This window comes from Streptomyces sp. NPDC025833 (assembly GCF_055558055.1).
On sequence record NZ_JBVHNF010000010.1, the window covers coordinates 70,138 to 92,291 of the forward strand.

Annotated in this window: 24 protein-coding genes and 1 pseudogene; 7 read left to right on the forward strand and 18 right to left on the reverse strand. The window is 75.0% G+C overall.

Going from position 1 to position 22,154, the window contains the following annotated elements:
• Positions 1-126: 126 nt before the first annotated feature.
• Both ACZ4K2_RS19045 and ACZ4K2_RS19050 read right to left on the reverse strand, forming a co-directional pair.
• Entirely contained in the window at positions 127-2,220 is a 2,094-nt protein-coding gene (locus ACZ4K2_RS19045) for a phage holin family protein (RefSeq protein ID WP_467475078.1), read from the reverse strand.
• A gap of 123 nt (positions 2,221-2,343) precedes the next feature.
• Positions 2,344-2,775, reverse strand: coding sequence for a hypothetical protein (locus ACZ4K2_RS19050; protein ID WP_467475076.1), 432 nt, complete (start codon positions 2,773-2,775; stop codon positions 2,344-2,346).
• 85 nt (positions 2,776-2,860) lie between these two features.
• On the opposite strand from ACZ4K2_RS19050, the gene ACZ4K2_RS19055 reads away from it, so the two are divergent.
• Both ACZ4K2_RS19055 and ACZ4K2_RS19060 read left to right on the forward strand, forming a co-directional pair.
• Positions 2,861-3,634 (forward strand): MBL fold metallo-hydrolase, encoded by a 774-nt coding sequence (locus tag ACZ4K2_RS19055; protein ID WP_467475074.1) that lies wholly within the window; start codon positions 2,861-2,863, stop codon positions 3,632-3,634.
• The gene (locus tag ACZ4K2_RS19060) at positions 3,631-4,251 is read left to right on the forward strand and encodes a DedA family protein (RefSeq protein ID WP_467475072.1); all 621 of its coding nucleotides are present in this window, start codon (positions 3,631-3,633) and stop codon (positions 4,249-4,251) included. The genes ACZ4K2_RS19055 and ACZ4K2_RS19060 overlap by 4 nt, the downstream gene beginning before the upstream one ends.
• A gap of 37 nt (positions 4,252-4,288) precedes the next feature.
• On the opposite strand, the gene ACZ4K2_RS19065 is transcribed toward ACZ4K2_RS19060, so the two are convergent.
• The 3 genes from ACZ4K2_RS19065 to ACZ4K2_RS19075 all read right to left on the reverse strand — a co-directional run bounded on the left by ACZ4K2_RS19065 (position 4,289) and on the right by ACZ4K2_RS19075 (position 7,638).
• A complete protein-coding gene (locus ACZ4K2_RS19065; RefSeq protein ID WP_467475070.1) occupies positions 4,289-5,347 on the reverse strand; it encodes an MBL fold metallo-hydrolase in 1,059 nt (352 codons plus the stop codon).
• Positions 5,344-6,612 (reverse strand): aminotransferase class I/II-fold pyridoxal phosphate-dependent enzyme, encoded by a 1,269-nt coding sequence (locus ACZ4K2_RS19070; RefSeq protein WP_467475068.1) that lies wholly within the window; start codon positions 6,610-6,612, stop codon positions 5,344-5,346. Before ACZ4K2_RS19070 ends, ACZ4K2_RS19065 begins: the two co-directional genes overlap by 4 nt.
• Positions 6,613-6,828: 216 nt before the next feature.
• Positions 6,829-7,638: a hypothetical protein gene (locus ACZ4K2_RS19075; protein ID WP_467475067.1), complete on the reverse strand. Its 810-nt coding sequence runs from the start codon at positions 7,636-7,638 to the stop codon at positions 6,829-6,831.
• 328 nt (positions 7,639-7,966) lie between these two features.
• Here ACZ4K2_RS19075 and ACZ4K2_RS19080 point away from each other — a divergent pair, with 328 nt between their 5' ends.
• From ACZ4K2_RS19080 to ACZ4K2_RS19090, 3 genes are all read left to right on the forward strand, one after another.
• Entirely contained in the window at positions 7,967-9,763 is a 1,797-nt protein-coding gene (locus ACZ4K2_RS19080; RefSeq protein WP_467475065.1) for a thiamine pyrophosphate-requiring protein, read from the forward strand.
• Positions 9,764-9,836: 73 nt separating this feature from the next.
• Positions 9,837-10,214 carry a DUF2795 domain-containing protein gene (locus ACZ4K2_RS19085; RefSeq protein ID WP_467475063.1) on the forward strand — a complete coding sequence of 126 codons (378 nt, stop codon included), beginning with the start codon at positions 9,837-9,839 and terminating at the stop codon, positions 10,212-10,214.
• 165 nt (positions 10,215-10,379) lie between these two features.
• A complete protein-coding gene (locus tag ACZ4K2_RS19090) occupies positions 10,380-10,922 on the forward strand; it encodes a type 1 glutamine amidotransferase domain-containing protein (RefSeq protein ID WP_467475061.1) in 543 nt (180 codons plus the stop codon).
• A 90-nt stretch (positions 10,923-11,012) separates the two neighbouring features.
• Here the strand turns inward: ACZ4K2_RS19090 and ACZ4K2_RS19095 are convergent, their stop codons facing one another.
• The 3 genes and pseudogenes from ACZ4K2_RS19095 to ACZ4K2_RS19105 all read right to left on the reverse strand — a co-directional run bounded on the left by ACZ4K2_RS19095 (position 11,013) and on the right by ACZ4K2_RS19105 (position 13,787).
• Complete coding sequence (locus ACZ4K2_RS19095) at positions 11,013-11,300, reverse strand: DUF6158 family protein (protein ID WP_467475059.1); 288 nt, start codon at positions 11,298-11,300, stop codon at positions 11,013-11,015.
• A 178-nt stretch (positions 11,301-11,478) separates the two neighbouring features.
• Positions 11,479-13,098: an ATP-binding cassette domain-containing protein gene (locus ACZ4K2_RS19100; RefSeq protein ID WP_467475057.1), complete on the reverse strand. Its 1,620-nt coding sequence runs from the start codon at positions 13,096-13,098 to the stop codon at positions 11,479-11,481.
• 42 nt (positions 13,099-13,140) lie between these two features.
• Positions 13,141-13,787 (reverse strand): annotated as a pseudogene (locus tag ACZ4K2_RS19105) (histidine phosphatase family protein).
• Positions 13,788-13,856: 69 nt separating this feature from the next.
• Here ACZ4K2_RS19105 and ACZ4K2_RS19110 point away from each other — a divergent pair.
• Together ACZ4K2_RS19110 and ACZ4K2_RS19115 are read left to right on the forward strand one after the other, a co-directional pair.
• Entirely contained in the window at positions 13,857-15,350 is a 1,494-nt protein-coding gene (locus ACZ4K2_RS19110) for a phosphatase PAP2 family protein (protein WP_467475055.1), read from the forward strand.
• 143 nt (positions 15,351-15,493) lie between these two features.
• Positions 15,494-16,315: a class I SAM-dependent methyltransferase gene (locus ACZ4K2_RS19115; protein WP_467475053.1), complete on the forward strand. Its 822-nt coding sequence runs from the start codon at positions 15,494-15,496 to the stop codon at positions 16,313-16,315.
• 15 nt (positions 16,316-16,330) lie between these two features.
• Here ACZ4K2_RS19115 and ACZ4K2_RS19120 read toward each other — a convergent pair whose 3' ends face one another.
• The 10 genes from ACZ4K2_RS19120 to ACZ4K2_RS19165 form a co-directional block, all read right to left on the reverse strand.
• The gene (locus ACZ4K2_RS19120) at positions 16,331-16,621 is read right to left on the reverse strand and encodes a gas vesicle protein K (RefSeq protein WP_467475051.1); all 291 of its coding nucleotides are present in this window, start codon (positions 16,619-16,621) and stop codon (positions 16,331-16,333) included.
• Positions 16,621-16,806, reverse strand: coding sequence for a gas vesicle protein (locus tag ACZ4K2_RS19125; RefSeq protein WP_467475049.1), 186 nt, complete (start codon positions 16,804-16,806; stop codon positions 16,621-16,623). The genes ACZ4K2_RS19120 and ACZ4K2_RS19125 overlap by 1 nt, the downstream gene beginning before the upstream one ends.
• Positions 16,807-16,819: 13 nt before the next feature.
• The gene (locus tag ACZ4K2_RS19130; protein ID WP_467475047.1) at positions 16,820-17,602 is read right to left on the reverse strand and encodes a GvpL/GvpF family gas vesicle protein; all 783 of its coding nucleotides are present in this window, start codon (positions 17,600-17,602) and stop codon (positions 16,820-16,822) included.
• Complete coding sequence (locus tag ACZ4K2_RS19135; RefSeq protein WP_467475045.1) at positions 17,599-17,943, reverse strand: gas vesicle protein; 345 nt, start codon at positions 17,941-17,943, stop codon at positions 17,599-17,601. The genes ACZ4K2_RS19130 and ACZ4K2_RS19135 overlap by 4 nt, the downstream gene beginning before the upstream one ends.
• Positions 17,940-19,268 (reverse strand): SRPBCC family protein, encoded by a 1,329-nt coding sequence (locus ACZ4K2_RS19140; RefSeq protein ID WP_467475043.1) that lies wholly within the window; start codon positions 19,266-19,268, stop codon positions 17,940-17,942. Before ACZ4K2_RS19140 ends, ACZ4K2_RS19135 begins: the two co-directional genes overlap by 4 nt.
• A complete protein-coding gene (locus ACZ4K2_RS19145; RefSeq protein ID WP_467475041.1) occupies positions 19,265-19,897 on the reverse strand; it encodes a DNA primase in 633 nt (210 codons plus the stop codon). Before ACZ4K2_RS19145 ends, ACZ4K2_RS19140 begins: the two co-directional genes overlap by 4 nt.
• A complete protein-coding gene (locus ACZ4K2_RS19150; protein ID WP_467475040.1) occupies positions 19,897-20,157 on the reverse strand; it encodes a gas vesicle protein GvpG in 261 nt (86 codons plus the stop codon). The genes ACZ4K2_RS19145 and ACZ4K2_RS19150 overlap by 1 nt, the downstream gene beginning before the upstream one ends.
• A gap of 30 nt (positions 20,158-20,187) precedes the next feature.
• Positions 20,188-20,958, reverse strand: coding sequence for a GvpL/GvpF family gas vesicle protein (locus ACZ4K2_RS19155; protein WP_467475038.1), 771 nt, complete (start codon positions 20,956-20,958; stop codon positions 20,188-20,190).
• Positions 20,955-21,380 (reverse strand): gas vesicle structural protein GvpA, encoded by a 426-nt coding sequence (locus ACZ4K2_RS19160; RefSeq protein WP_467475036.1) that lies wholly within the window; start codon positions 21,378-21,380, stop codon positions 20,955-20,957. The genes ACZ4K2_RS19155 and ACZ4K2_RS19160 overlap by 4 nt, the downstream gene beginning before the upstream one ends.
• Positions 21,381-21,443: 63 nt before the next feature.
• On the reverse strand, positions 21,444-21,845 hold the full coding sequence (locus ACZ4K2_RS19165) for a gas vesicle protein GvpO (RefSeq protein ID WP_467475216.1): 402 nt from the start codon (positions 21,843-21,845) through the stop codon (positions 21,444-21,446).
• Between the last annotated feature and the right edge of the window lie 309 nt (positions 21,846-22,154).

Below are 22,154 nucleotides of genomic sequence, written 5' to 3' on the forward strand. Positions count from 1 at the left end.
GTACCCGTGTTCCGTGTTCCCCCATCCGATCACATTCGGGCCCGGCGCACCGTGCGGACCGGCCCACGCCGGGTGAACGCGAGGTGACGTCCGGGCGGGACCGGGCGGGACCGGCCGGGGGCCGGTTCAGGCGGCCCGTTCCTCCGCGGCGGCCGGGGCGAGCGGCACCTGCGGTCCGTTCAGTTCGCCCAGCCAGCGCCGCAGCACCTGGTGGACGTGCTCGGCCCCGGTGAGTTCCGCCCCGTCCCGGACCGGTGCGGACAGCTCCCGCGGGGAGAGCAGGAACGGCTGCGACTGGGCGCCGCCGAGCCCGCCGTGGGAGCCGATCTGCTCCTCGAAGGCGAGCACCTCGCCGTCCGCGGGGTCGTGCGCGGAGTTCACCATGATGTCCGCGGTGTGCGGGAAGGAGTGGGTGCGCCGGACCGCGGCGGCGGCGCCGGGTCCGAAGGGGGCCAGCGGCCCGGACCCGTCGGCCAGCTCGGCCAGCGGGACCTCGGCGCCGTACGCCCCCAGCACCACGCCGTCGTGCCGTTCGCTGCGCACCAGCAGGAAGCCGATGCCGGGGTGGTTGGCGAGGGTGGTGAGCAGGCCGGGGTGGCGGGCGTCGATCTCCTCCTTGGTCATGCGGTGCGGCACGTCCGGGAAGGAGACCAGGCCGAGGTTGCCGGAGGCGAGCACGATCGGCTCGCGGCGGGGGGCGGGGCGGTGGTGGCCGCTCTCCTCCACGGGCCGGCCGAGGGCGGCGCGGACGGCGGCACGGGCCTCGGCGCCGCTGCGGGTGCGTTCGGCGCGGCGGGGCACGTGCAGTCCGCAGCCGGCCCGGACGAGATCGCCGAGGGTGAGGCCGTAGCGGGCGCGGAAGGTCTCGCCGGGGCTCTGCCCGTGGTCGGAGAGGACGACGATCCGGTACGGGCGCGGGGCGTGTTCGGCGACGCGTTCGAGGAGGGCGAGGGAGCGGTCCAGGCGCTGGAGCACCTTCTCGGCGTCGCGGCTGCGCGGGCCGGAGTGGTGGGCGACCTCGTCGTAGGCGACGAGGTCGGCGTAGACGACGGTGCGGCCGGCGAGCATGTCGCCCATGACCGCGGCGACGACGACGTCCCGTTCCACGACGGTGGCGAAGGCGCGGACGAACGGGTAGAGGCCGCCCCGGCCCACCCGCGGGCGCTGCCCCGTGAGGCGGGCGCGGGTGGACTGGCCGATCTCGCGGCCCACCTCGGCGACGAAGGACAGGGCGGTGCGGACGGCGCCCGCGGGGTCACAGAAGTACGCGAAGTAGCCGGCGCGGGACCGGGTCGCCGGGCTGCGGCGGCGGGCGGCGATCGACAGCACGAGGGCCTGTTCGCCGGCGCCGCCGCTGAAGAGGTTGCCGCGGCTGGCGCCGTCGACGGAGAGCAGTCCGGCGTCGCCGGTGCGCCGCACGGCGCGGCGTTGCAGCTCGACGGCGCTCGTCGGCCGGTTGCTCACCATCACCTCGCCCCGGTCCTTCTCGTACCAGCGGAAGGCCGGCACGTCGAAGGTGCTGCCGTGCAGGATGCCGAGCTGGCTGGCGCCGGTCTGGCTGGACCAGTCGGTGCGCCAGCGGGTGAGGCGGTGCGTGGGGTGGGCGCCGTCGCCCGGGACGGGCCCGCCGGCCGGTTGCAGCCAGCGGGCGACCGTCGGCATCAGCCCCTTGCGGACCGCGTCGGTGAGGACGTCGTGGCCGACGCCGTCGAGCTGGACGCAGACGAGGCCGGGGGCGGCGGGGCAGAGCGGACGGGTCCGGCTGCCCCGGGTGGCCAGGCGGTGCAGCCGGCGCCGGTAGGTCTCGTCGTCGCGGACGGCGAGGGCCGCCCCGGTGGTGGAGGCCACGGCGGACATCACGGCGGCCACGATGACGGCCGTCTCGGGGGCGGCCTCGCCGCGGCCGGAGGGGTTGATCCGCAGGGCGAGCAGCAGCAAAAAGCCGTTGAGGAAGAACACCAGCAGGCCGAGGACGAACGCCGGGACGAGCAGCAGGAGCCGGACCAGGAGCGGCCAGACGACCGCCGAGAGGATGCCGAAGGCCCCGGCGCCGAGGGCCGCGGTGACGGCTATGCGGGTCGCGCTGTCACCGTCGGCGGACTGGAGCCGGAAGTCGGGCAGCAGCCCGGCGAGGGCCAGCATGGTGACCGTGGAGACCGCCCATACGGTGACGCTCCGTCCGATCTGACTGGCGGTGCGCCGCCACCGTATGCCTCCCACGCTCCGTACACCTCGCGTCCCGGCCCTGCCCCCGCCATGGGTGCGGGAAAGGGCCCCTTCTCGCCTCGCCGGCCCGGTCGGGCCCGGCTCCACCTTGTCATACGGGGTGCCGGGCGCCCGCGGTCACCGTCCGTCGTAGCCGGCCGTCGGCATCGACAGGCGCCGGTGCACCCGGGCCTTCATCTGCGCGTCGTACGACGGCTCGGCCCGCCCCACGGCCTCCACGCGCACGCCCCGGCGGGCGCACTCGGCGGTGAACTCCTCCACGGACGACACGGCCCGGCGCAGCACGCGCAGGCTGGGCACGACGAACACGTCCACTCCGGCGCGCACCCCGTCCCAGAGCGCGCGGTGGTCGGAGCGCAGCCCGCCGACCAGGAGTTCGCGGGCGACCACCCAGCCGCGCTCGGCCGCCCAGCGGGCGCACATCGCGTACTGGCTGCGCGAGTCCACCAGGAAGGGGTCGGCCTCCAGCTCCTCCAGGGGCGTCAGGCTCGCGATGGCGGTCACCCGCACCGGTGTGCGCGCGCCGCACACAGCCCGTGGCTGTCCCATGGTGTCCCCCCTCACCTCCGGGTTTCGCCGCCGACCCTACTCCTGCCCGTAGGCTTCGGGGAGTCGCGCGAAGGAGGCGGAGGAGGTGCCGGTGGAGATCACCTGGTGGGGTCACGCGACCTGCACGGTGGTGGACGCGAACGTCCGGGTGCTCACCGATCCCCTGTTCGCCCGGCGGCTGGCGCACCTGCGCCGCCGCCGGGGTGACGTGCCGTCCGCCGGGGCCCGCCGGGCGGACGTGGTGCTCGTCTCCCACCTGCACGCCGACCACCTGCACGTGCCGTCACTGGCCTGCCTCGCCCCGGGCACGCGCCTGCTCGTGCCCCGGGGCGCACCACGGGCGGTGCCCGGACTGCGCCGGCTGCGGGGCCTGCGGATCACCGAGGTGGTCCCCGGGGACGAGGTGCGGGTCGGCGAGGTGCTGATCCGGGTGGTGCCGGCGCTGCACGACGGCCGGCGGCTGCCGGTGGGCCCGCAGCGCTCCCCCGCGCTGGGCTACGTCGTGGAGGGGGAGGCGCGGACCTACTTCGCCGGGGACACCGGGCTGTTCGACGCGATGGCCGAGCGGGTCGGGCCGGTGGACGTGGCGCTGCTGCCGGTGGGCGGCTGGGGGCCGTACCTCGGGGAGGGGCACCTGGACGCGGGGCGGGCCGCGCGGGCGCTGGCCCGGCTGGCGCCGCGGGCGGCGGTGCCGGTGCACTACGGGACGTACTGGCCGATCGGCATGGACGCGGTGCGCCCGCACGAGTTCCACGCGCCGGGCGACGAGTTCGTGCGGCTGGCGGCGGTGGCCGCGCCGCGGGTCGCCGTGCACAAGCTGGGGCACGGGCAGGCCGTGCGGCTGGAGGTGTCGCGGTGAGCTGGCTCGCCGACGCGTCGGGAGCCGTGACGGCCGGGACCGCGCAGCAGGCGGCCGGGTACCCCTCCCTCTTCCTGCTGGTGTTCCTCGGGGCGCTGGTCCCGGTGGTGCCGACGGGGGCGCTGGTGAGTTCGGCGGCGGTGGTCGCGTTCCACCGGACGGCGCCGGTCGCGCTGGCCCTGGTCTTCCTCACGGCCTCGTCGGCCGCCTTCCTCGGGGACATGGCGCTGTACTGGCTGGGGCGGCGCGGGATGCGGTCGAGGAACGGGTCGCGGTGGCTGGAGGCGATCCGGTCGCGGGCGCCCGACGAGCGGCTGGCGCAGGCGCGCGGGAAGCTGGCCGAGCACGGTGTCGCGGTGCTGGTGCTGTCCCGGCTGGTGCCGGCCGGCCGCATACCCGTGATGCTGGCCTGTCTGATGGCGCAGTGGCCGCCGCGCAGGTTCGCGCGGGGGAACCTGCCCGCGTGCCTCGCCTGGGCGGCCACCTACCAGGTGATCGGGATACTGGGGGGCTCGCTGTTCAAGGAGCCGTGGGAGGGGGTCGTGGTGGCGGTCTTGCTGACGATCGTGCTCGGCGCCGCGCCCGGGGTGTGGCGGCGGGTCCGGGCCGCCGACTGACCGCTGTGCCCGCCGCCCCCGCCGCTGCGGGTGCGCCTCACTCCAGCACCCGGGAACCGCCCACCGGCAGGTCCCACAGGTCCTCCCGGTCCAGACCGGCCCGCTCCCAGGCGGCCCGCGCCCGGATGAGGGGCTCCAGGACCGGTTCGGCGGAGAGGATGAAGGTGCCCCAGTGCATGGGGGCCATGCGGCGGGCGCCGAGGTCGAGGGTGGCCCGGACGGCCTCCTCGGGGTCGCAGTGGACGTCGCTGAGCCACCAGCGGGGGTCGTAGGCGCCGACGGGCATCAGGGCGAGGTCGATGCCGGGGTAGCGGCGGCCGATGCGGGAGAACCAGTGGCCGTAGCCGGTGTCCCCGGCGAAGTAGAGGCGCTGCCCGTCGGGCGCGGTGAGGACCCAGCCGCCCCACAGGCTGTGGCAGGTGTCGGTGAGGGTGCGCTTGGACCAGTGGTGGGCGGGCACGAAGTCGAAGCGGGTGCCCCGGAGTTCGGCCCCCTCCCACCAGTCCAGCTCGGTGACCCGGGTGAACCGGCGCCGCTGGAACCAGCGGCCGAGGCCCGCGGGAGCGAACACCGGGGTGTCGCGCGGGAGCCGGCGCAGGGTCGGGGCGTCCAGGTGGTCGTAGTGGTTGTGGCTGATGACGACGGCGTCGACGCGGGGCAGGGACTCCCAGGGCACGCCGACGGGCGTGATCCGGGCCGGGGTGCCGAGGATCCGCTGGGACCAGACCGGGTCGGTGAGGACGGTGAGCCCGCCGATCCGGACGATCCAGCTCGCGTGTCCCGCCCAGGTGACGGCGAGGGTGCGGGTGCCGACGCGGGGCAGCGGGGCCGGTTCGTACGGCAGGCGGGCGATGTCGGCGAGCCCTTCGGGGCCGGGGCGTACGGCGCCTTCGCGGGCGAACCGGGCGAGGGCCCGCAGGCCGGGCAGGGGTGTGGTGAGCCGGTCGTGGAAGGTGCGGGGCCAGACCCGGTGTTCGCCCAGCGGGCGGGGCTCGGCCAGCGGCGGGAAGGGGGGCGGGAGGGGGGCCGGGGTGCCGGGCGCCCCGGTGGCCGTCGCCGTGGTGACCGGTCCGGGCTCACGCGTCCGCTGCGTCATCGAGGAGGCTCCCTTCGCCGGGCGTCGTCGCGGAGATCGTCCAGGGCCGACCGCAGGGACATCAACGAGTCCCGCACGTGCGGCAGTTCCAACGGCTCGGGGGACGTGAGGCATTCCGTGCGCTCCTCGTCCGTGCCGCCCAGCAGGGGCCCGGTGGCGAGGCGCACGCGCAGCGCCCCGAGGTCGTCGCCGAAGCGGTGGCCGCCGGGCGCGGGCATGCCGAGCCGGGCGGTGAGGAGGTCCTCCAGGTCCTGGGCGTCGCCGGCGCCCCGGGCGGCGAGCGGTTCGCGCAGCGGCCCGAGATCGGCGTACAGGTGGCGGCCGGCCTGCGGCGGCCGGGCGAGGGCGCCGGCGGCGACGACCTCGGCGTGCGCCGCGGCGGCGAGGCGCGCGTGCAGCCGCACGGTGGCCTCGCGGTGCCCGGTGACGGGCGGGGGTTCGTCGAGGGCGTAGCCGGCGGCCGCGGCGACCGGGGCGGCGACCCGCGCCCCGAGGGCGGTCAGGATGTCGAGCACGCGCGCGTGCAGCCGGCGGCCGCCGTCGGTGGCCGGGAAGCGGGCGACGGCGGCGGGCCAGCCGGCGGGCAGCAGGGCGCCGGCCAGGTCCGTGACGACGGTGACCTGGCCGGGCTGCATCTCGGCGGGGCTGAGCAGGACGGTCGCGTGCGGGGCGTGCACGGTGTCGCGCCAGGTCTCGTCGCTGACCAGATGCAGGCCCTCGGCGGTGGCGGCCTCGACGGTCTCGTGCAGCAGTTCGGGCGGGGCGACCGTGGCGGTGGGGTCGTCGGCGACGGACAGCACCAGCAGCCGCGGGTCGCCGCCCTCGGCGCGGACCCGGCGGACGGTCTCCAGCAGGGCGTACGGGTCGGGTACGCCGCCGCTCTCGGCGGGGGCCGGCACGTGGAAGACGGGCCGGCCCAGGAGCCGGGCGTACGGGGCCCACCAGGCGGCGCAGGGGCGGGGCACCAGGACGTCGGCTCCGTCCCCGGCGAGCGCGGCGGTCAGGGCGAGCAGCAGGGCGGGGGCGCCGGGTCCCGCGGCCACCTGGTCGGGACCGCAGGGCAGGCCGCGGCGGGTCCAGTAGCCGCAGGCCGCCTCCAGCAGGGCGGGGGAGCCGCCGACGGGCTGGGCGTCGGCGCGGCCCGCCGCGGCGGCGAGCACCGCGGAGAGTTCGGGGAGCACGGGCAGGCCGTCGCCGGGGAGCGGCGGGCCGTAGCGGACGGGGCCGTGGCCCTCCGCGCGATCCCGGCCGGGGTCCGTCCGCATGTCCGCCTCCGCGCAGTCGGTGGTCCTTCGTGCCGTCCAGGCCGGGCCGTCCGCCGGGCCGTCCGGGCGCCGGTCCGCCGTCCCCGTCGCCCGTGGTCCGGGCCTGCCGGTGTCGTGCCGGTCGTGCGGCGGCCGACGCCCGTGGGGTTCCGGGGAGCCCTCGGGGGGCTGGGTACCCGCCGGGCGGCGCTCCATGACGGTGGCCGCGGCCCCGGGTCACCGCCCCTCGGGCCGGCCTGCCGCCGTCCGTACGCGGCCGTACAGCCGGTATCCGGCGCCGGCGCAGGCGGCGGCGATCAGGACACCGCCCGCGGCGAGTGCCGGTACCGAGGCGCCGAAGGTGCCGCCCTGTCCCGCGGCCACGCCGTGCTGGACGGCGGCGGTCCCGTCCGGGCAGGAGCCGTCGCGGGCGTCCGCGCAGCCGCCGTCGCCGTACCCGCCGTCCTCCCGGCCGTCGCCGTCCCACCCGGAGCCGTCCCACCCGGAGGCGTCGGACCCCGTGTCGTCGTACCCCGCTCCGTCGCGCCCGCCGGCGTCCTTCCCGGTGCCGTCGCGCCCGCCGGTCTCCTTCCCGGTGCCGTCGCGCCCGCCGTCGCCCTGGCCCGCGCCGTCCGGTCCGACCACGCCCGGCCCGGCGGTCGCGCGCCCGGCGTCGCCGTCCTGGCGGGGGGTGTCCCGGCCGGCCGGGTCCGGTCCGGTGCCCGTGTCCGGCCTGCCCTCCGCACAGGGCTCCCCCGCCGGGCACCGGCCGTCCTCGGCGCAGGGGGCGCCGTCCGCGCAGCCGGCCGCCGGTGCGCCGGCCGGCGCACCGATCCGCCGGTCGCACGCTGCGCCGGACCCGGCCGGGCTCGGGGCGCCCGGGCGGACGGCGGTGTCCGGCGCCGCCGGGACGCGGGGGGCGCACGACGGCGGGGCGCCGCCGGGGCGGGTCTCGGCGGCGGTGCCGGCGAACGCGGCCGGCCCGGTGAGGGCGAGCACGGCACCGGCGGCGAGGACGGCGGGCAGGGCGCGGACGGTGCGGCGCATGGGAGGGGCTCCTCGGCGGATGGCGGCGGGACGGCCGTACGCCGGCGCACCGGTACGACGGCAGCACCGTGGGGCGCCCGGGTACGGGAGGGGCACGGGACGTGCCCCCGCTGCCATGACAGCCCGCCCGCGGCCGCACCGCGCGCGGCCGGAGCCCATTCGCGGGACGCGCGGGGCCGGGCGGGTGACGGCGCCGACGGCGCGGCCGCACCCGGCCCGGTCCGCCGGACGCCGTCCCCGCCGTGGAGGTTTTCCGGCTCCCTGGCAGGTGACTCGGCAGGGACCTACCGGACCGTCCGCTTCGCACCGCACCGGGGAGGCCCCCTTCATGAGCACCAAGGTCTCGGACCACATCCTGGAGCGCCTGCGCGCCTGGGGCGTGGAACAGGTTTTCGGCTATCCGGGTGACGGCATCAACGGGCTGCTCGCCGCCTGGGGCCGCGCCGAGGACCGGCCGCGGTTCATCCAGTCCCGCCACGAGGAGATGTCCGCCTTCGAGGCCGTCGGGTACGCGAAGTTCAGCGGCCGGCTCGCGGTGTGCGCGGCGACGTCCGGGCCCGGTGCCATCCACCTGCTGAACGGCCTGTACGACGCCAAGCTGGACCACGTGCCGGTGCTGGCGATCGTCGGCCAGACCAACCGGACGGCGATCGGCGGCTCCTACCAGCAGGAGGTCGACCTGCACACGCTGTACAAGGACGTCGCCTCGGAGTTCGTGGAGACGGTGACGGTGCCCGAGCAGCTCCCGAACGTGCTGGACCGGGCGATCCGCACGGCGTACGCCCGGCGCTGCCCCACCGCGCTGATCATCCCCGGCGACGTGCAGGAACTGGACTACTCGCCGCCGACGCACGACTTCAAGATGGTGCCGTCCAGCCTGGGGATGAGCGACTGGACGGCGACGCCGACGGACGAGGCCCTGCGCCGGGCGGCGGACGTGCTGAACGCGGGCGACAAGGTGGCCGTCCTGGTCGGCCAGGGCGCCGCCGGGGCGGTCGTGGAGGTGCGGGAGATCGCCGAGCTGCTCGGCGCCGGGGTGGCGAAGGCGCTGCTCGGCAAGGACGTGCTGAGCGACGAACTGCCCTACGTCACCGGGCCGATCGGGCTGCTGGGCAGCCGGCCGTCGTACGAGATGATGCGCGACTGCGACACCCTGCTGACGATCGGCTCGTCGTTCCCGTACACGCAGTTCATGCCGGAGTTCGGCAAGGCGCGCGGGGTCCAGATCGACATCGACCCGCACATGATCGGCATGCGGTACCCGTACGAGGTGAACCTGGTCGGGGACGCGCGGGCCACGCTGCGGCGGCTGATCCCGATGCTCGACACCGACCGCGGCGGACGCGAGTGGTACGACACGGTCTGCGCCAACGTGCGGCGCTGGCACGAGACGATGGACCGGCGGGCCGCCCTGAAGGCCGACCCGATCAACCCGGAGTACGTGGCCCGGGCGCTGGACCCGCTGCTGCCGGACGACGTCATCCTGACCTCGGACTCCGGTTCGGTCGCCAACTGGTACGCGCGGCACATCACGATGCGGCCGGGGATGCGCGGGTCGCTGTCCGGGACGCTGGCCACGATGGGTCCCGCCGTGCCGTACGCCATCGGCGCGAAGTTCGCGCACCCGGACCGGCCGGTGGTCGCGCTCGTCGGGGACGGTGCGATGCAGATGAACGGCCTGGCGGAGATGATCACGGCGGCGAAGTACCGCGACCGCTGGACGGACCCGCGGCTGGTGGTGGCCGTGTGGAACAACCAGGACCTGAACCAGGTGACGTGGGAGATGCGGGCGATGGAGGGCGCCCCGTCGTTCCTGCCGTCGCAGTCGATCCCGGACGTGCAGTACGCGGCGTTCGCCCGGTCGCTCGGCCTGACCGGCATCCGGGTGGAGAAGCCGCAGGACGTGGAGGCGGGCTGGCGGGCCGCGCTGGCCGCGGACGGACCGGTGGTGATCGAGTTCCTCACCGACCCCGCCGTACCGCCGATCCCGCCGCACGCGAGCTGGGAGCAGATGGAGGCGACGGCCGCGGCCGTCCTGAAGGGCGACAGCGACCGGGGCTCGATGATCAAACAGGGGCTGAAGGCGAAGGTCCAGGAGTTCCTGCCGGGCAGGGAGAGGCAATAGCCGTGCGCGGAGCCCGTGTCGCCGTCGCGGCACCGGGTACGCGATGCGGACCTTCGACCCTCTGGAGGGAGATATGCAGCGAGGAAGCGACCGGCTGAGCGTCCACCGGGACGACGAGATGAAGCACGAACTGCAGGGCCTGCTGCGGTCCGGGCACCCCACGCGGGCCGAGGAGTGGAACGACCCGGAGCCCGCCGCGGACGACGACCCCGAGGTCTGGGCCGGACCGGTCGGTGGGCTCGGCTCACCGGCGGCACTGGAACGGACCCGGCTGGAGCTGGCCCGGCACCTGAGCCGGCACGCCTTCCCCGCCAAGCCGGGCGAGCTGGCCCGTGCGCTGCGCCGGGGCAACGCCCCCGGCGGGCTGGTCGACGCGGTGGCCGGGCTGCGGCACGGCGAGCGCTACGAGAACGTGCAGCAGCTCGCGGAGGCGCTGGCGGGCGGCGCGTGAGCCGGTACCGGAAGGCCGGCGCCGCGCGGGGCGCCACGCCCGGCGCGCGGCGCTCCGCCGCGGCAGGAGGAGACACGGTGCGCTGCCGGCGGGTGGCCGGGCGCGAAGACGGCGCGACCGGGGCCGCCCGGCCGCGCCGGGGAAAGTGAAAGGAAGTAGATGATCATGCGTATCGCGTTTCTGGTCGCCCCCGAGGGCGTCGAGCAGGTCGAGCTGACCGAGCCCTGGAAGGCGGCCTCGGACGCCGGGCACGAGCCGGTGCTGGTGTCCACCGATTCCGGGAAGATCCAGGCGTTCAACCACCTGGACAAGGCGGACACGTTCCCCGTGGACGAGGTGGTGGGCGAGGCCTCGGCCGAGTCCTTCGGCGGCCTGGTGCTGCCGGGCGGCGTCGCCAACCCGGACTTCCTGCGCATGGACGAGAAGGCCGTGGCGTTCGTCAAGGACTTCTTCGAGCAGGGCCGTCCGGTGGCCGCGATCTGCCACGCGCCGTGGACGCTGGTGGAGGCGGACGTGGTCCGGGGCCGGGTGCTGACCTCCTGGCCGAGCTTGAAGACGGACATCGAGAACGCGGGCGGCACCTGGGTGGACGAGCAGGTCAAGATCTGCGACCACGGCTCCAACCAGCTCGTGACCAGCCGCAAGCCGGACGATCTGAAGGCGTTCTGCGAGGCGTTCCTGCGCGTGTTCTCGGGCGAGGCCGGCTGACCGGACCCGCGGAGGCGGAGGGCCGGCCCGTCACGGGCCGGCCCTCCGGTGTGCCGGGGCGCGGCGGGGCCGCGCCGGCCGCCGGGCCGGTCAGGTGCCGGAGGTCCGCGGGGCCGCCGCCTCGCCGCAGCGCCGCTCCCGGGCGCCCTCGCGGGTGCGGGCCGCGCTCACCAGGCGGCGGGGGTTGCGGCGCAGATACTCGCCCTCCAGCTGTGCCATCCGCTCGTTGTGGGCCCGCAGTGCGTCGTTCGAGCCGTACAGGAGTGTGTCGTGGCGCGTGCGGTGGATCGTCTCCAGCTCCTTCATGAGCTGCTGGTCGTCCAGCCGGCCGGGGTCGACTCCGGTCATGGTGGTGCCCCGCTCGTCGTGTTCGTTCATGGGCCACGAGTACCCATCCGGCGCGCACCGCCCCCGAGCGGTGTCCGGGAGGAATCCGTGGAGTTCGCTGTCCTGGGGTCCACTGTACGAACATCCGGGGTACCGGGCCTCCGCGCGGCCCGGTCCTGCCCGGTACGGCGTGGCCCGGCCCACCCGTGGCGCGCCGCGGCAGGGGCGGTCAGCGGGCCCGCTCGACCCGCCGTTCGTCCCAGACGGGTTCCGGGGTCTCGCGGACCCGGCCGTCGCTGCCGAAGACCAGGAAGCGGTCGAAGGAGCGGGCGAACCAGCGGTCGTGGGTGACCGCGAGCACCGTGCCCTCGAACGCCTCCAGGCCCTCCTGGAGGGCCTCGGCGGACTCCAGGTCCAGGTTGTCGGTGGGCTCGTCCAGGAGCAGCGCGGTGACGCCGGCCAGCTCCAGCAGCAGGATCTGGAAGCGGGCCTGCTGTCCGCCGGAGAGCCGGTCGAAGCCCTGCTCGGCCTGCTGGGTGAGTTCGTAGCGGCGCAGCCGGGACATCGCCGCGCCGCGGTCCTGGGCGTGCTCCTTCCACAGGATGTCCAGGAGGGTGCGGCCCATCAGCTCGGGGTGGGCGTGGGTCTGCGCGAAATGGCCGGGCACCACCCGGGCGCCCAGCTTCCACGCCCCCGTGTGCGCGACGTCCTCGCCGGCGAGCAGCCGCAGGAAGTGGGACTTGCCGGAGCCGTTGGAGCCGAGCACGGCGACCCGTTCGCCGTAGAAGACCTCCAGGTCGAACGGTTTCATCAGACCGGTCAGTTCGAGGTTCGCGCAGGTCACGGCCCGTACGCCGGTACGGCCGCCCTTCAGCCGCATGGTGATGTCCTGCTCGCGCGGCGGCTCCGGCGGCGGGCCGGCCTCCTCGAACTTGCGCAGGCGGGTCTGCGCGGCCTGGTACCGGGACGCCATCTCGTGGCTCACCGATGCCGCCTGCCGGAGGTTCAGCACCAGCTTCTTGAGCTGGGCGTGCTTCTCGTCCCAGCGGCGGCGCAGCTCCTCGAAGCGGGCGAAGCGCTCGCGGCGGGCCGCGTGGTAGGTGGCGAAGCCGCCGCCGTGCACCCAGGCGTCGGCGCCGGCCGGGCCCGGCTCGACGGAGACGATCTTGTCGGCGGCGCGGGAGAGGAGTTCGCGGTCGTGGGAGACGAAGAGCACGGTCTTGCGGGTCTCCCGGAGCTGCTCCTCCAGCCACCGCTTGCCCGGAACGTCGAGGTAGTTGTCCGGCTCGTCCAGCAGCAGCACCTCGTCGGTGCCGCGCAGCAGCGCCTCCAGCACCAGCCGCTTCTGCTCGCCGCCGGAGAGGGTGCGCACCTGCCGCCACTGGGCGCGTTCGTAGGGCATGCCCAGGGCGGCCGTGGTGCACATGTCCCAGAGGGTCTCGGCCTCGTAGCCGCGCGCCTCGGCCCAGTCGGCGAGGGCCTGCGCGTACCGCATCTGGGCCGCCTCGTCATCCACGGTCATGAGGTCGTGCTCGGCCTCGTCGACCGCCTTCGCCGCCTCGCGGACGCGCGGCGGGGCGACGGAGACGAGGAGGTCGCGCACGGTCGTCTCGTCCCGGACCGAGCCGACGAACTGGCGCATCACGCCGAGGCCGCCCCCGACGGTGACGGTGCCGCCGTGCGGTTTCAGCTCGCCGGAGAGCAGCCGCAGCAGGGTGGTCTTGCCCGCGCCGTTCGGGCCGACCAGGGCGATGGCGGCGCCCTCGCCGACCCGGAAGGAGACATCGCCGAGCAGCGCCCTCCCGTCGGGGAGGTAGTACTCCAGGTGCGCGACTTCCAGATGTCCCATGGGCAGGCATTCTCCGGGGCGGCCGGTACGGGAGGCAAACCCTTATGGCCCGGCGCCCTCCCCGGCGCGCCGGTCCGCCGCTCCCAGGCTCTCCCCCGCCGGTCCGCCCTCGCCCGCCGGTGCCACCACGGCGCCCTCCCTGGACAGGGCCCGCCGGCCCGCGGCCGGCGAGCCCTCCAGGATCACCACGCCGGTGTCCTCCGGCGGGCGGGCCGCGGCGCCGGCCACGTCGGCGTCGGCGGCGCGGGCGGCGGTCCACACCCGGATGGCGGCCCCGTGGCTGATCACGACGGCGGCCCGGGCGCCGCTCCCGGCGGCCTCGGCGATCACGGCGAGCACGGCGTCGGACCGGCCGAGGGCCTCCGCACCGCTCTCCCCGCCGGGCATGCGCAGCGCGGGGTGTCCCCGGCCGCCCGGGCGAACGCCGTGCGCGGGCACCGCTCGCCCTGCGGGGTGTGCCCGGGGAGCATCTCCAGGTACCCGCCGGACAGCTCGCGGATCCCGTCCCGGTGGGTGCGGATCGGCGTGGAGGCGTAGAGCGCGTCGATGTCCTCGCCGGCCGGTGCCGCGGGCAGGGCCGCGGCCCCCGCCTCGCCGAGCGGGGTCGGCCCGCGTCCGGGCACGCCGGTGTCCGGCAGGTGGCCCAGGTCGGACGGGGTCTGGCCGTGCCGGACGAGGAACAGGCGCATCCGGGGGAACTCCTTGCGCGCCGGGGGGCGAGGACACAAGCGACGGGCACTTCAGGGTATGCGCATCCCATGAGCCCAGACCTGGACCTGACCGCCGCGTCCGCCGCCCGGAGTCCGCTGCGCACGCTGCTCGACCTCGACGGCCGGCTGTTCGAGACGGCCGCCACCCGGCGCTGGCCCGGTGCCGAACGCGTCCTGCCCCATCTGAGCCGCAGCGCGAACCACGGCGTGCTGTGGTTCGCGACGGCCGCCGCGCTGGCCGCGAGCCGCACGCCCCGGGCCCGGCGGGCCGCGGTCCGGGGGCTGGCGTCGCTGAGCCTGGCCTCGCTGACGATCAACACGCTCGGCAAGCGGTCGGTGCGCCGGGCCCGGCCGGTGCTGGACCCGGTGCCCGTGGTGCGGCGGCTGAAGCGGCAGCCGATCACCACCTCCTTCCCGTCCGGGCACGCGGCCTCGGCCGCGGCCTTCGCGACCGGGGTCGCCCTGGAGTCGCCGGCGTGGGGCGCGGCGGTGGCCCCGGTGGCGCTCTCGGTGGCGGCGTCCCGGGTGTACACGGGGGTGCACTTCCCGAGCGACGTGCTGGCCGGGGCCGCCCTCGGTGCGGGGGCCGCGTTCCTGGTCCGGCGGCTGGTGCCGACCCGGGCGCAGATCTGCCCGACCGCGCGGCCGCGCGCCGAGGCGCCGGCGCTGCCCGAGGGCGAGGGCCTGGTGGTGGTGGCCAACCGGTCCTCGGGCACGTCGGACCGGGTGAAGGCGCTGCACGCCGCGCTGCCGAAGGCCGAGATCGTCGAGTGCGCGCCGGAGGACCTCGGGGACGAGCTGGAGAAGGCGGCGGCCCGGGCCCGGGTGCTCGGGGTGTGCGGCGGCGACGGCACGGTGAACGCCGCGGCCGGGGTGGCGCTGCGGCGCGGCCTGCCGCTCGCGGTGCTGCCGGGCGGCACCCTGAACCACTTCGCCTATGACCTCGGCGTGGAGGACGAACGCCCGCTGGCCCGGGCCGTCCGGCACGGTGAGGCGGTCCGGGTGGACGTGGGCCGGTTCGTCTCCGGCAACCACGAGGGCCTGTTCCTCAACACGCTGAGCCTCGGTGTGTACCCGGAGCTGGTGCGGGCCCGGGACCGCTGGTCGCACCGCATCGGCGGCTGGCCGGCCGGGCTGCTCGGCGCGCTGCGCGTGCTGCGCGCGGACCGGCATCCGCTGGAGGTGGAGCTGGGCGGGAAGCGGCGGCCCCTGTGGATGCTCTTCGTGGGCAGCGGGATGTACCACCGGATGGGGCTCGCGCCGGGCCGCCGCACCGATCTGGCGGACGGCCTGCTGGACGTGCGGGTGGTGCACGGCAGCCGCAGGCCCGCGCTCCGGCTGCTCGCGGCGGCGGCCGCGGGCCCGCTGACCCGGTCGCCCGCGCACGCCGCGGTGCAGGTGCACCGGCTGCGGCTGACCGGCCTGGCGACGGGCACCCCGCTGGCGTACGACGGTGAGGTCACGGCCGTGTCGGGCGAGGTCACGCTGGAGAAGCTGCGGGAGGCCCTGACGGTCTACCGCCCGCTGGGACCGGGCGACTGACGGTGCGCCAGTCATTCCTGACGAGCCCTCAGCTCACATGGTGAAACGCGTATCTCATCATTCGGCACGCGCGCGTACGGTGGGGCCGTGCCGGCGGGGCGGGTCCCGCCGGTGCGCCGACCAGAGGGCGAAGGGGTAGAGCCATGCCGGAAGCGCGGGAGAGCGCCGTCTACACGCACGGGCACCACGAGTCGGTGCTGCGTTCGCACACCTGGCGGACCGCCGCCAACTCCGCGGCCCACCTGCTCGGCCGTCTGAAGCCCCACATGACGGTCCTGGACATCGGCTGCGGGCCCGGGACCATCACCGCCGACCTCGCGGAACTGGTGCCGCAGGGCCGGGTCACCGGCCTCGACCGGGCGCCCGGGGTCCTGGAACGGGCCCGGGCCACCGCGGCGGCCCGCGGCCTGGACAACGTCGACTTCGCGGTCGGCGACGTGCATGCCCTGGACTTCCCCGACGACACCTTCTGCGTGGTCCACGCCCACCAGGTGCTCCAGCACGTGGGCGACCCGGTGCGGGCCCTGCGCGAGATGCACCGGGTGACGAGGCCGGGCGGGCTGATCGCCGTACGCGACGCGGACTACGCGGCGATGACCTGGTACCCGGCGCTCCCCGGGCTGGACGACTGGCTGGACCTGTACGAGCGGGTGGCCCGGGCCAACGGCGGGGAACCCGACGCGGGCCGCCGGCTCAAGAGCTGGGCGCGGGCAGCAGGACTGACCGTCCTCACCGCCGGCTCCAGCACCTGGACGTTCACCACCGAGCAGGACAGGGCCTGGTGGAGCGGCCTCTGGGCGGACCGCACCCTGGCCTCCGCCTACGCCGACCGGGCCACGCGGGGCGGCCACGCGACGCCCGAGGAGCTGCGGGCCGTGTCCGAGGCGTGGCGCACGTGGGGTGGCTGCGAGGACGGCTGGTTCGCCGTCCTGCACGGGGAGATCCTGTGCCGCAAGGAGGCCTGAACCGGTCGCCGTGACTCAGTCGCGGGGAAGCAGCGGTCCGAGCGGCCCGAGGTCCAGGTTCAGGTCCTCGGGCCGCAGCCCGTAGCGGTCCCTGAGCTGGGCCATCCGGTCCTCCAGCAGCATCAGGGTGAGCCCGATGCGCTCCTCCTGCTCCTCGGAGAGGTCGCCGGTGTCGAACCGGCGGACCGCCTGCCGCTCCATGAGCTGACGCAGCAGTTCCACCACCGTGAGCACGAGTTTCACCAGATCCCGCTCGACCGTGTCGGGTTCGAGCTCGATCCGCTTGCGCTGGCCGGGCGGGGTCATCACGGCTCCTCGAAGGGTGAGGGGACCTGCTCGTTCACGGAGCTGATCAGGGCGTTCAGGTCGATGCGCACGAGGTCGACATCCGCGATGCGCAGCGTGAGGTCGCCCGTGATGACCACGCCGCCCGCCAGCAGCCGGTCGAGCAGGTCCACGAGCGCGATCTCACGGCGTTCCACGACGGTCAACGTTCCGTCCCCCTCATGATCCCTCTCCGGATGATTCCTCCCCGGTGAACGAATAGGCCGCCCAGGGGCCGGTGAGCTCCACCCGGATCCCGGGCTCCTCGTCCTTCGTGCGGTCCACCATCTCCACGAACTCCTCGGAGCGGCGCCGGGGCACCAGGTAGGCCGCGTTGAGGACGTTGCGGCCCGGCGCCGTGGAGAGCGCCGAATTCTGCGGGGCGTGGATTCGGGAGTCCTCGGCCCGCGCGGAGAGCCGCTCGTGCAGGGAGTGCGCGAAGCGCTCGGCGCGCTGCCACTTCTCCTCGTGCGCGTGCGTGCGCTCACGGCGCCGGCGCAGGTAGTCGCGCCCGCTGCCCGGCCGGGCCTCGACCGGCCCGGGCACGGCCGCCTCCGGCTGCGCCTCGGGTTCCAGGTAGATCTTCACGCCCCACTCCACGCGGCCCTGCAACCGGTCCAGGACGCGCCGGAAGTCGTCCTCCCGGGCCTCGATCATCGCGCGGACCCCGCTGCAGTCGCGGAACACGGTCGCGAGGCGCAGCGGCAGCGGGGTGGTCACCGTGGCGAGCGCGTCGATCACGCCCTGGTGGGCGCGGGCGGTCGCGGCCAGCCAGTCGAGGTCCTCCAGGTGCGCCTTCAGCGCCTCCTCGGAGAAGTCGGCCTCCGGGACCGTGCTGACGACGGCCACCAGCCCGTGGTGGTGCAGCACCGCGGGCGGGGCACCGCCGACGCCGGTGAGCTGGGACTGCAGGGGCAGCTCGAACGGACGGCAGACGGCGTACACGTACCGCAGGCCGGTCATGGTGCCTCCTCCCGCGGGACCCGGTGGCCCGTCTCCAGTTCCTCCAGCCGGGCGAGCCGTTCCCTCAGCTCGGCGTTCTCGCGGGCCAGCTCGTCGCGGCGGGCCCGCGAGGAGAGCGCCGGGTCGCTCTCCCACCAGTCGATGCCCATCTCCTTGGCCTTGTCCACCGAGGCGACGATGAGCCGCAGCTTGATGGTGAGCAGTTCGATGTCGAGCAGGTTGATCCTGATGTCACCCGCGATGACGACACCCTTGTCGAGCACCCGCTCCAGGATGTCGGCGAGGTTCGCCCCCGAGCCCTGCTGTCCGTAGGGCTCGGGGAAACGACCGGGTGTCGTCATCGACGGCTCCCGCGCTCGGCGTGCTCGGGTTCCTCGGCCTCGTCCTCGTACTCCTCGTCCTCCGCGGGCTCCTCCTCCCCGGGCTCTTCCTCCTCGGCCTCGTCCTCGTACGGGCCCTCTTCCTCGTCCTCGTACTCGCCTTCCTCGGCCTCGTCCTCGTAGGGCTCCTCCTCGCCCTCCTCGGACTCCTCCTCGTCGGCCTCGCCCCGGGGCTCCCGGGATCCCTCCTCGGGCTCCTCCTCGCCCTCCTCGGGCTCCTCCTCGCCTTCCTCGGGCTCCTCTTCGCCTTCCTCGGGCTCCTCTTCGCCCTCCTCAGGCTCCTCCTCGGACTCCTCCGGCTCCTCCTCGGACTCCTCAGGTTCCTCCTCGGACTCCTCGGACTCCTCGCCCTCGGCTCCCTCGGTCTCCTCGCCCTCCTCGGACTCCTGGGCCTCCCGTTCCTCCTCCTCCACGGCGTCCTCGTGGCTGCGGACCAGCTCGCCGTCGCGGATCTCACCGCGCCAGCTGTCCTCCGCCTCGCCCTTGAGGGTGATGAAGCGGGCGAAGTTCTTCAGGTCCAGCCTGGCCCGGCGGCCCTGGGCGCGCCAGATGTTGCCGGTCTTCTCGAACAGGCCCGTCGGGTAGTACTCGATGACCAGCAGGACCCGGGTGAGGTTGTCCTCCAGCCGGTGGAAGGAGACGACGCCCTTGGTGGTGCCCTTGGCGCCCTCCGACGTCCACTGGATGCGGTAGTCGGGGATCTGCTCGGTGGTCTTCGCCTTCCAGCTCCGGGTAGACCAGAAGATCTTGGCCTGCCAGTCGGAGTGGGTGTCGTCCGCGCGGCTAGCGCTCTTGACGCCCTTGGCGAAGCTGCTGAAGCTCTGGTACTGCGTCCACTGGTCGTAGGCCGTGCGCAGCGGCACGCCCACGTCCACGGACTCCAGGATGACCGTCGGCTTCTTGCCGGCGCCGCCCTTCTTGCCCTTGCTGCCGCCCAGGCTTCTGACCGCTGACATCACCTTGTCCTTGGCCCGGCCGGCGCCCAGCTCCATCGCCGTGCGCGCCGGGCCCTTGCCCTCGGCGAGCTTGCGGCCGCCCTCCAGCGCCAGCTTGGCAAGGCCCGGGCTGTTGCCCTCGGCGATGTCGGTGAGCTTGCCGGTGGCCTGGCCCAGCTTGCGGCCGACGCCCGTCAGCAGCTTGGTGGCCTGCGCGGCCATGAATTCCTGCGCCTCCGCCTTGAGGCGGTCGGCGGCCTCGCTGTGGGCGAGGTCGCCCAGCGGGCTGCCCTTGCCCCCGTCCGTGGCCTTGCGCGCCGCCGAGCCGGCGGATCCGAGTGCCTCGCTCATCGGTCATCGCCGCCCTTCGGCCGGCCGCCGGTGGCACGCCTGGCGGCGCCGCCGGACGCGGCAGTGTTCTTCGCGGCCGTCTTGCGGGCCGCGGTGGTCTTCTTGGCCGCCGTCTTCTTCGCCGGTGCCGTCTTCTTGGCCGCGGTCTTCTTGGCGGCGGACTTCTTCGCCGGGGGGCCCTCGCGCCGCGGCTCGTCCCGGCGGGACCCGCGGTCGTCGCCGCGGTCCCCGTCCTCGCGGTCCTCGCGGTCCTCGCGGTCCTCCTCGGCCCGGTCGTCCCGCGCCTCGTCCTCGTCCCCGCCGGCCGACGACGCGCCGGACAACTGGTCGCGTACCGCCGCGGTGCGGCCGTGCAGGCGGTCCGCGAGCGAGTTCATCTGCCGCTCGACCATCGCGCCCGTGGCGGCCTTGCCGACACCGCGCAGGTCCTGGCGGAGCTGGCCGCCGATCTCCGCGAACTGGGGGTTGTTCTTGAGCTGCTGGTTCACCAGGTCCGCGAGCATCTTCGGACTGAGGTTGAGCTTCTTGCCGGCCACCATGGAGCCGACGGCGAGCGCCAGCTTCAGCTTCTTGGTGCGGCCGAGCATGTATCCGGCCCCTACGGCGAGGCCCAGTGTCGTTCGGTTCATCATCCCGTCCCGTTGCCTGGGGTGGTGCCGGAGCGCAGGGCGGTCTCCAGCCGGTCGAGCAGTTCGTCCTCGGTGCGGTCGAACTCCTCCTCGGTGATCTCGCCCGCCTCCAGCCGTTCCTCGAGACGGGCCAGTTCGGCCCGTACGGTGGCGGGGTCGTAGTAGATCCGTTCCGCCTCGCGGAGCACCTGCCTGACGGCCCACGCGCTACCGCGCACGGGCGCGAACGGCAGCATCAGCACTTCACCGATCAGTCCCACGGTGGTCTCCTTCCGTCCGGGCCGGAACCTCTACTGCGCGCCCGCGTCCGCGCCCGCCGCACGGCCCGCGGGCTGCGCGGGGCCGGGCTCGACGAAGCTGTACGGCGGCAGCGGACCGTTGATCCGCACGTCGACGTGGGGGTGGTCCTGCCGGACCTGTTCGACGAGCGCGATGAAGCGCTCTGCCTCGTCCCGGGGGACCAGGAGCGACACGTTCAGCAGCCAGCCGGTGGACTCGGGGCCCACGCTGACCGCCCAGCCGCCCGGCGTCAGCAGGCGCTCCAGCTCGCCGGCGTCCTCGGCCTCCTTCGCCTTGACGGCGGCGGCGACCATCTCGCCGAGGCGGATCTTGTCGTCGTAGCTGCCGCCGCCCGAGCGCCGGTTGGCCTCGGCGAGGGACCGCACGTCGGCGTTCTCGGCCATCACCAGATGCAGGACGGCCTCTTCGACGTGGGTGGCCTTGACGTTGTACTCGACCTTGCCGTCCAGCTCGCGCAGGCGGTCCGTGTAGTGGTCGGCCCGCTCGCTCAGCACCTGCACGACGGAGTCGTCGTCGGTGGCGACGCTGCCGAAGCGCATCGGCAGCACGCAGCCCGCGGCGCCGGCCTCGGCGAGCACGTTCTGGTGGGCGAGGAGGTCCCTGCGCTTGGGCCGCAGGTCCTCCGGGGCGTCGCTGACCACGGCGGCCAGGTCACCGGCCGTGAGGACGCGCACCGTGCGGGCCGGGTCGCCCACGCCGGTCATGCCCTCGGGCAGGGCCGGGTGCGACCGGGCGGTGATCCCGTAGACGTAGGTGCTCACTCCTGCTCCTCCTTACGACGCGCCGGAGCCTTGCGGGCACGCGGACGGGACTCCTTCTCCCCATCGCCGTCGCGGCCCTGGTTGAAGGCGTCGGATATCGTCTGCGCGGCACCGGAGAGCGCGCCCTTGGACTTGCCGCGGGCGCCGGACTCGGTGACCTCGCCGACGAGGTCGGGCAGACCGGGGCTCTTGTGCGGGCCGGACTCCAGGTCGAGCCGGTTGCACGCCTCGGCGAAACGCAGGTAGGTGTCGACGCTGGCCACGACGACGCGGACGTCGATCTTCAGGATCTCGATGCCGACCAGGGAGACGCGGACGAACGCGTCGATCACCAGGCCGCGGTCGAGAACCAGCTCGAGGACGTCGTAGAGGCCGCTGCTGCCGCCTCCGCCTCCGGACTGCTGTGCCGGGACAACGGTCATGCCGGCGATTCCTCCTCGTGTGTCGGGTGCGCGGTCTGCGCGGGTGCCGTCGCGGACGGTGGCTCAGCGGCCACCGCGGGCGTCGGCCCTCCCGCGCTCGTAGCGGCGGGCTTTGCGGTACCCGGTGAGCTGGCCCTGGAGGTCCAGTTCGACCTGGTAGGTCGCCATCAGGCTCATGGTGTCGGGCACCCTCTCCAGTTCGAGGACCTCGACCTCCAGCGCCCACCCCTGCTCCGTCTGCTCGAACGAGGACACCGACTCCGGAACGAGTCCGGTGAGTTCCGCGAGCTGGGCGCGCGCCTCGCGCAGCACCTGCATCGGAGTGGGACGCTTTTCGTCCGCCGCCTGCCTGTCTGTGCTGTTCTGGTCTTCCCCGGATTCCTCTTGCAGTTCGTCTTCCGGTTCCTCGGAATCGTGTGATTTCCGTGAACTCTGTGATTGCGATGTGTTTTTTGCGTTCGACATGGCCACCTCTCCCCTGCGTGTGGCCGCCACGACCCCGGCCAAACCTCAGGAGCGGAACCGCGTGTCCCGGGAACGCCGTCGTCCCCGGTCGGAGGGGGTACGCGGGCCGGCCGCGCCGTACCGCGAGGCGCGCGGCGCGCCGGTCCGGGGGCGATGCACGCCTGGTCCGGGACGTCGAGCGGGGACCGGCGACGGGCGTCGGGGCCCGGATCGTCCACCTGCTCCCAGGTTAGGTGCCCCGCCGGTTCCGCGCCCGGGCGGCGCGGAACCGGCGAGGGTGCCGGGCACGGCCGTCGCCGCGGCGCGGTG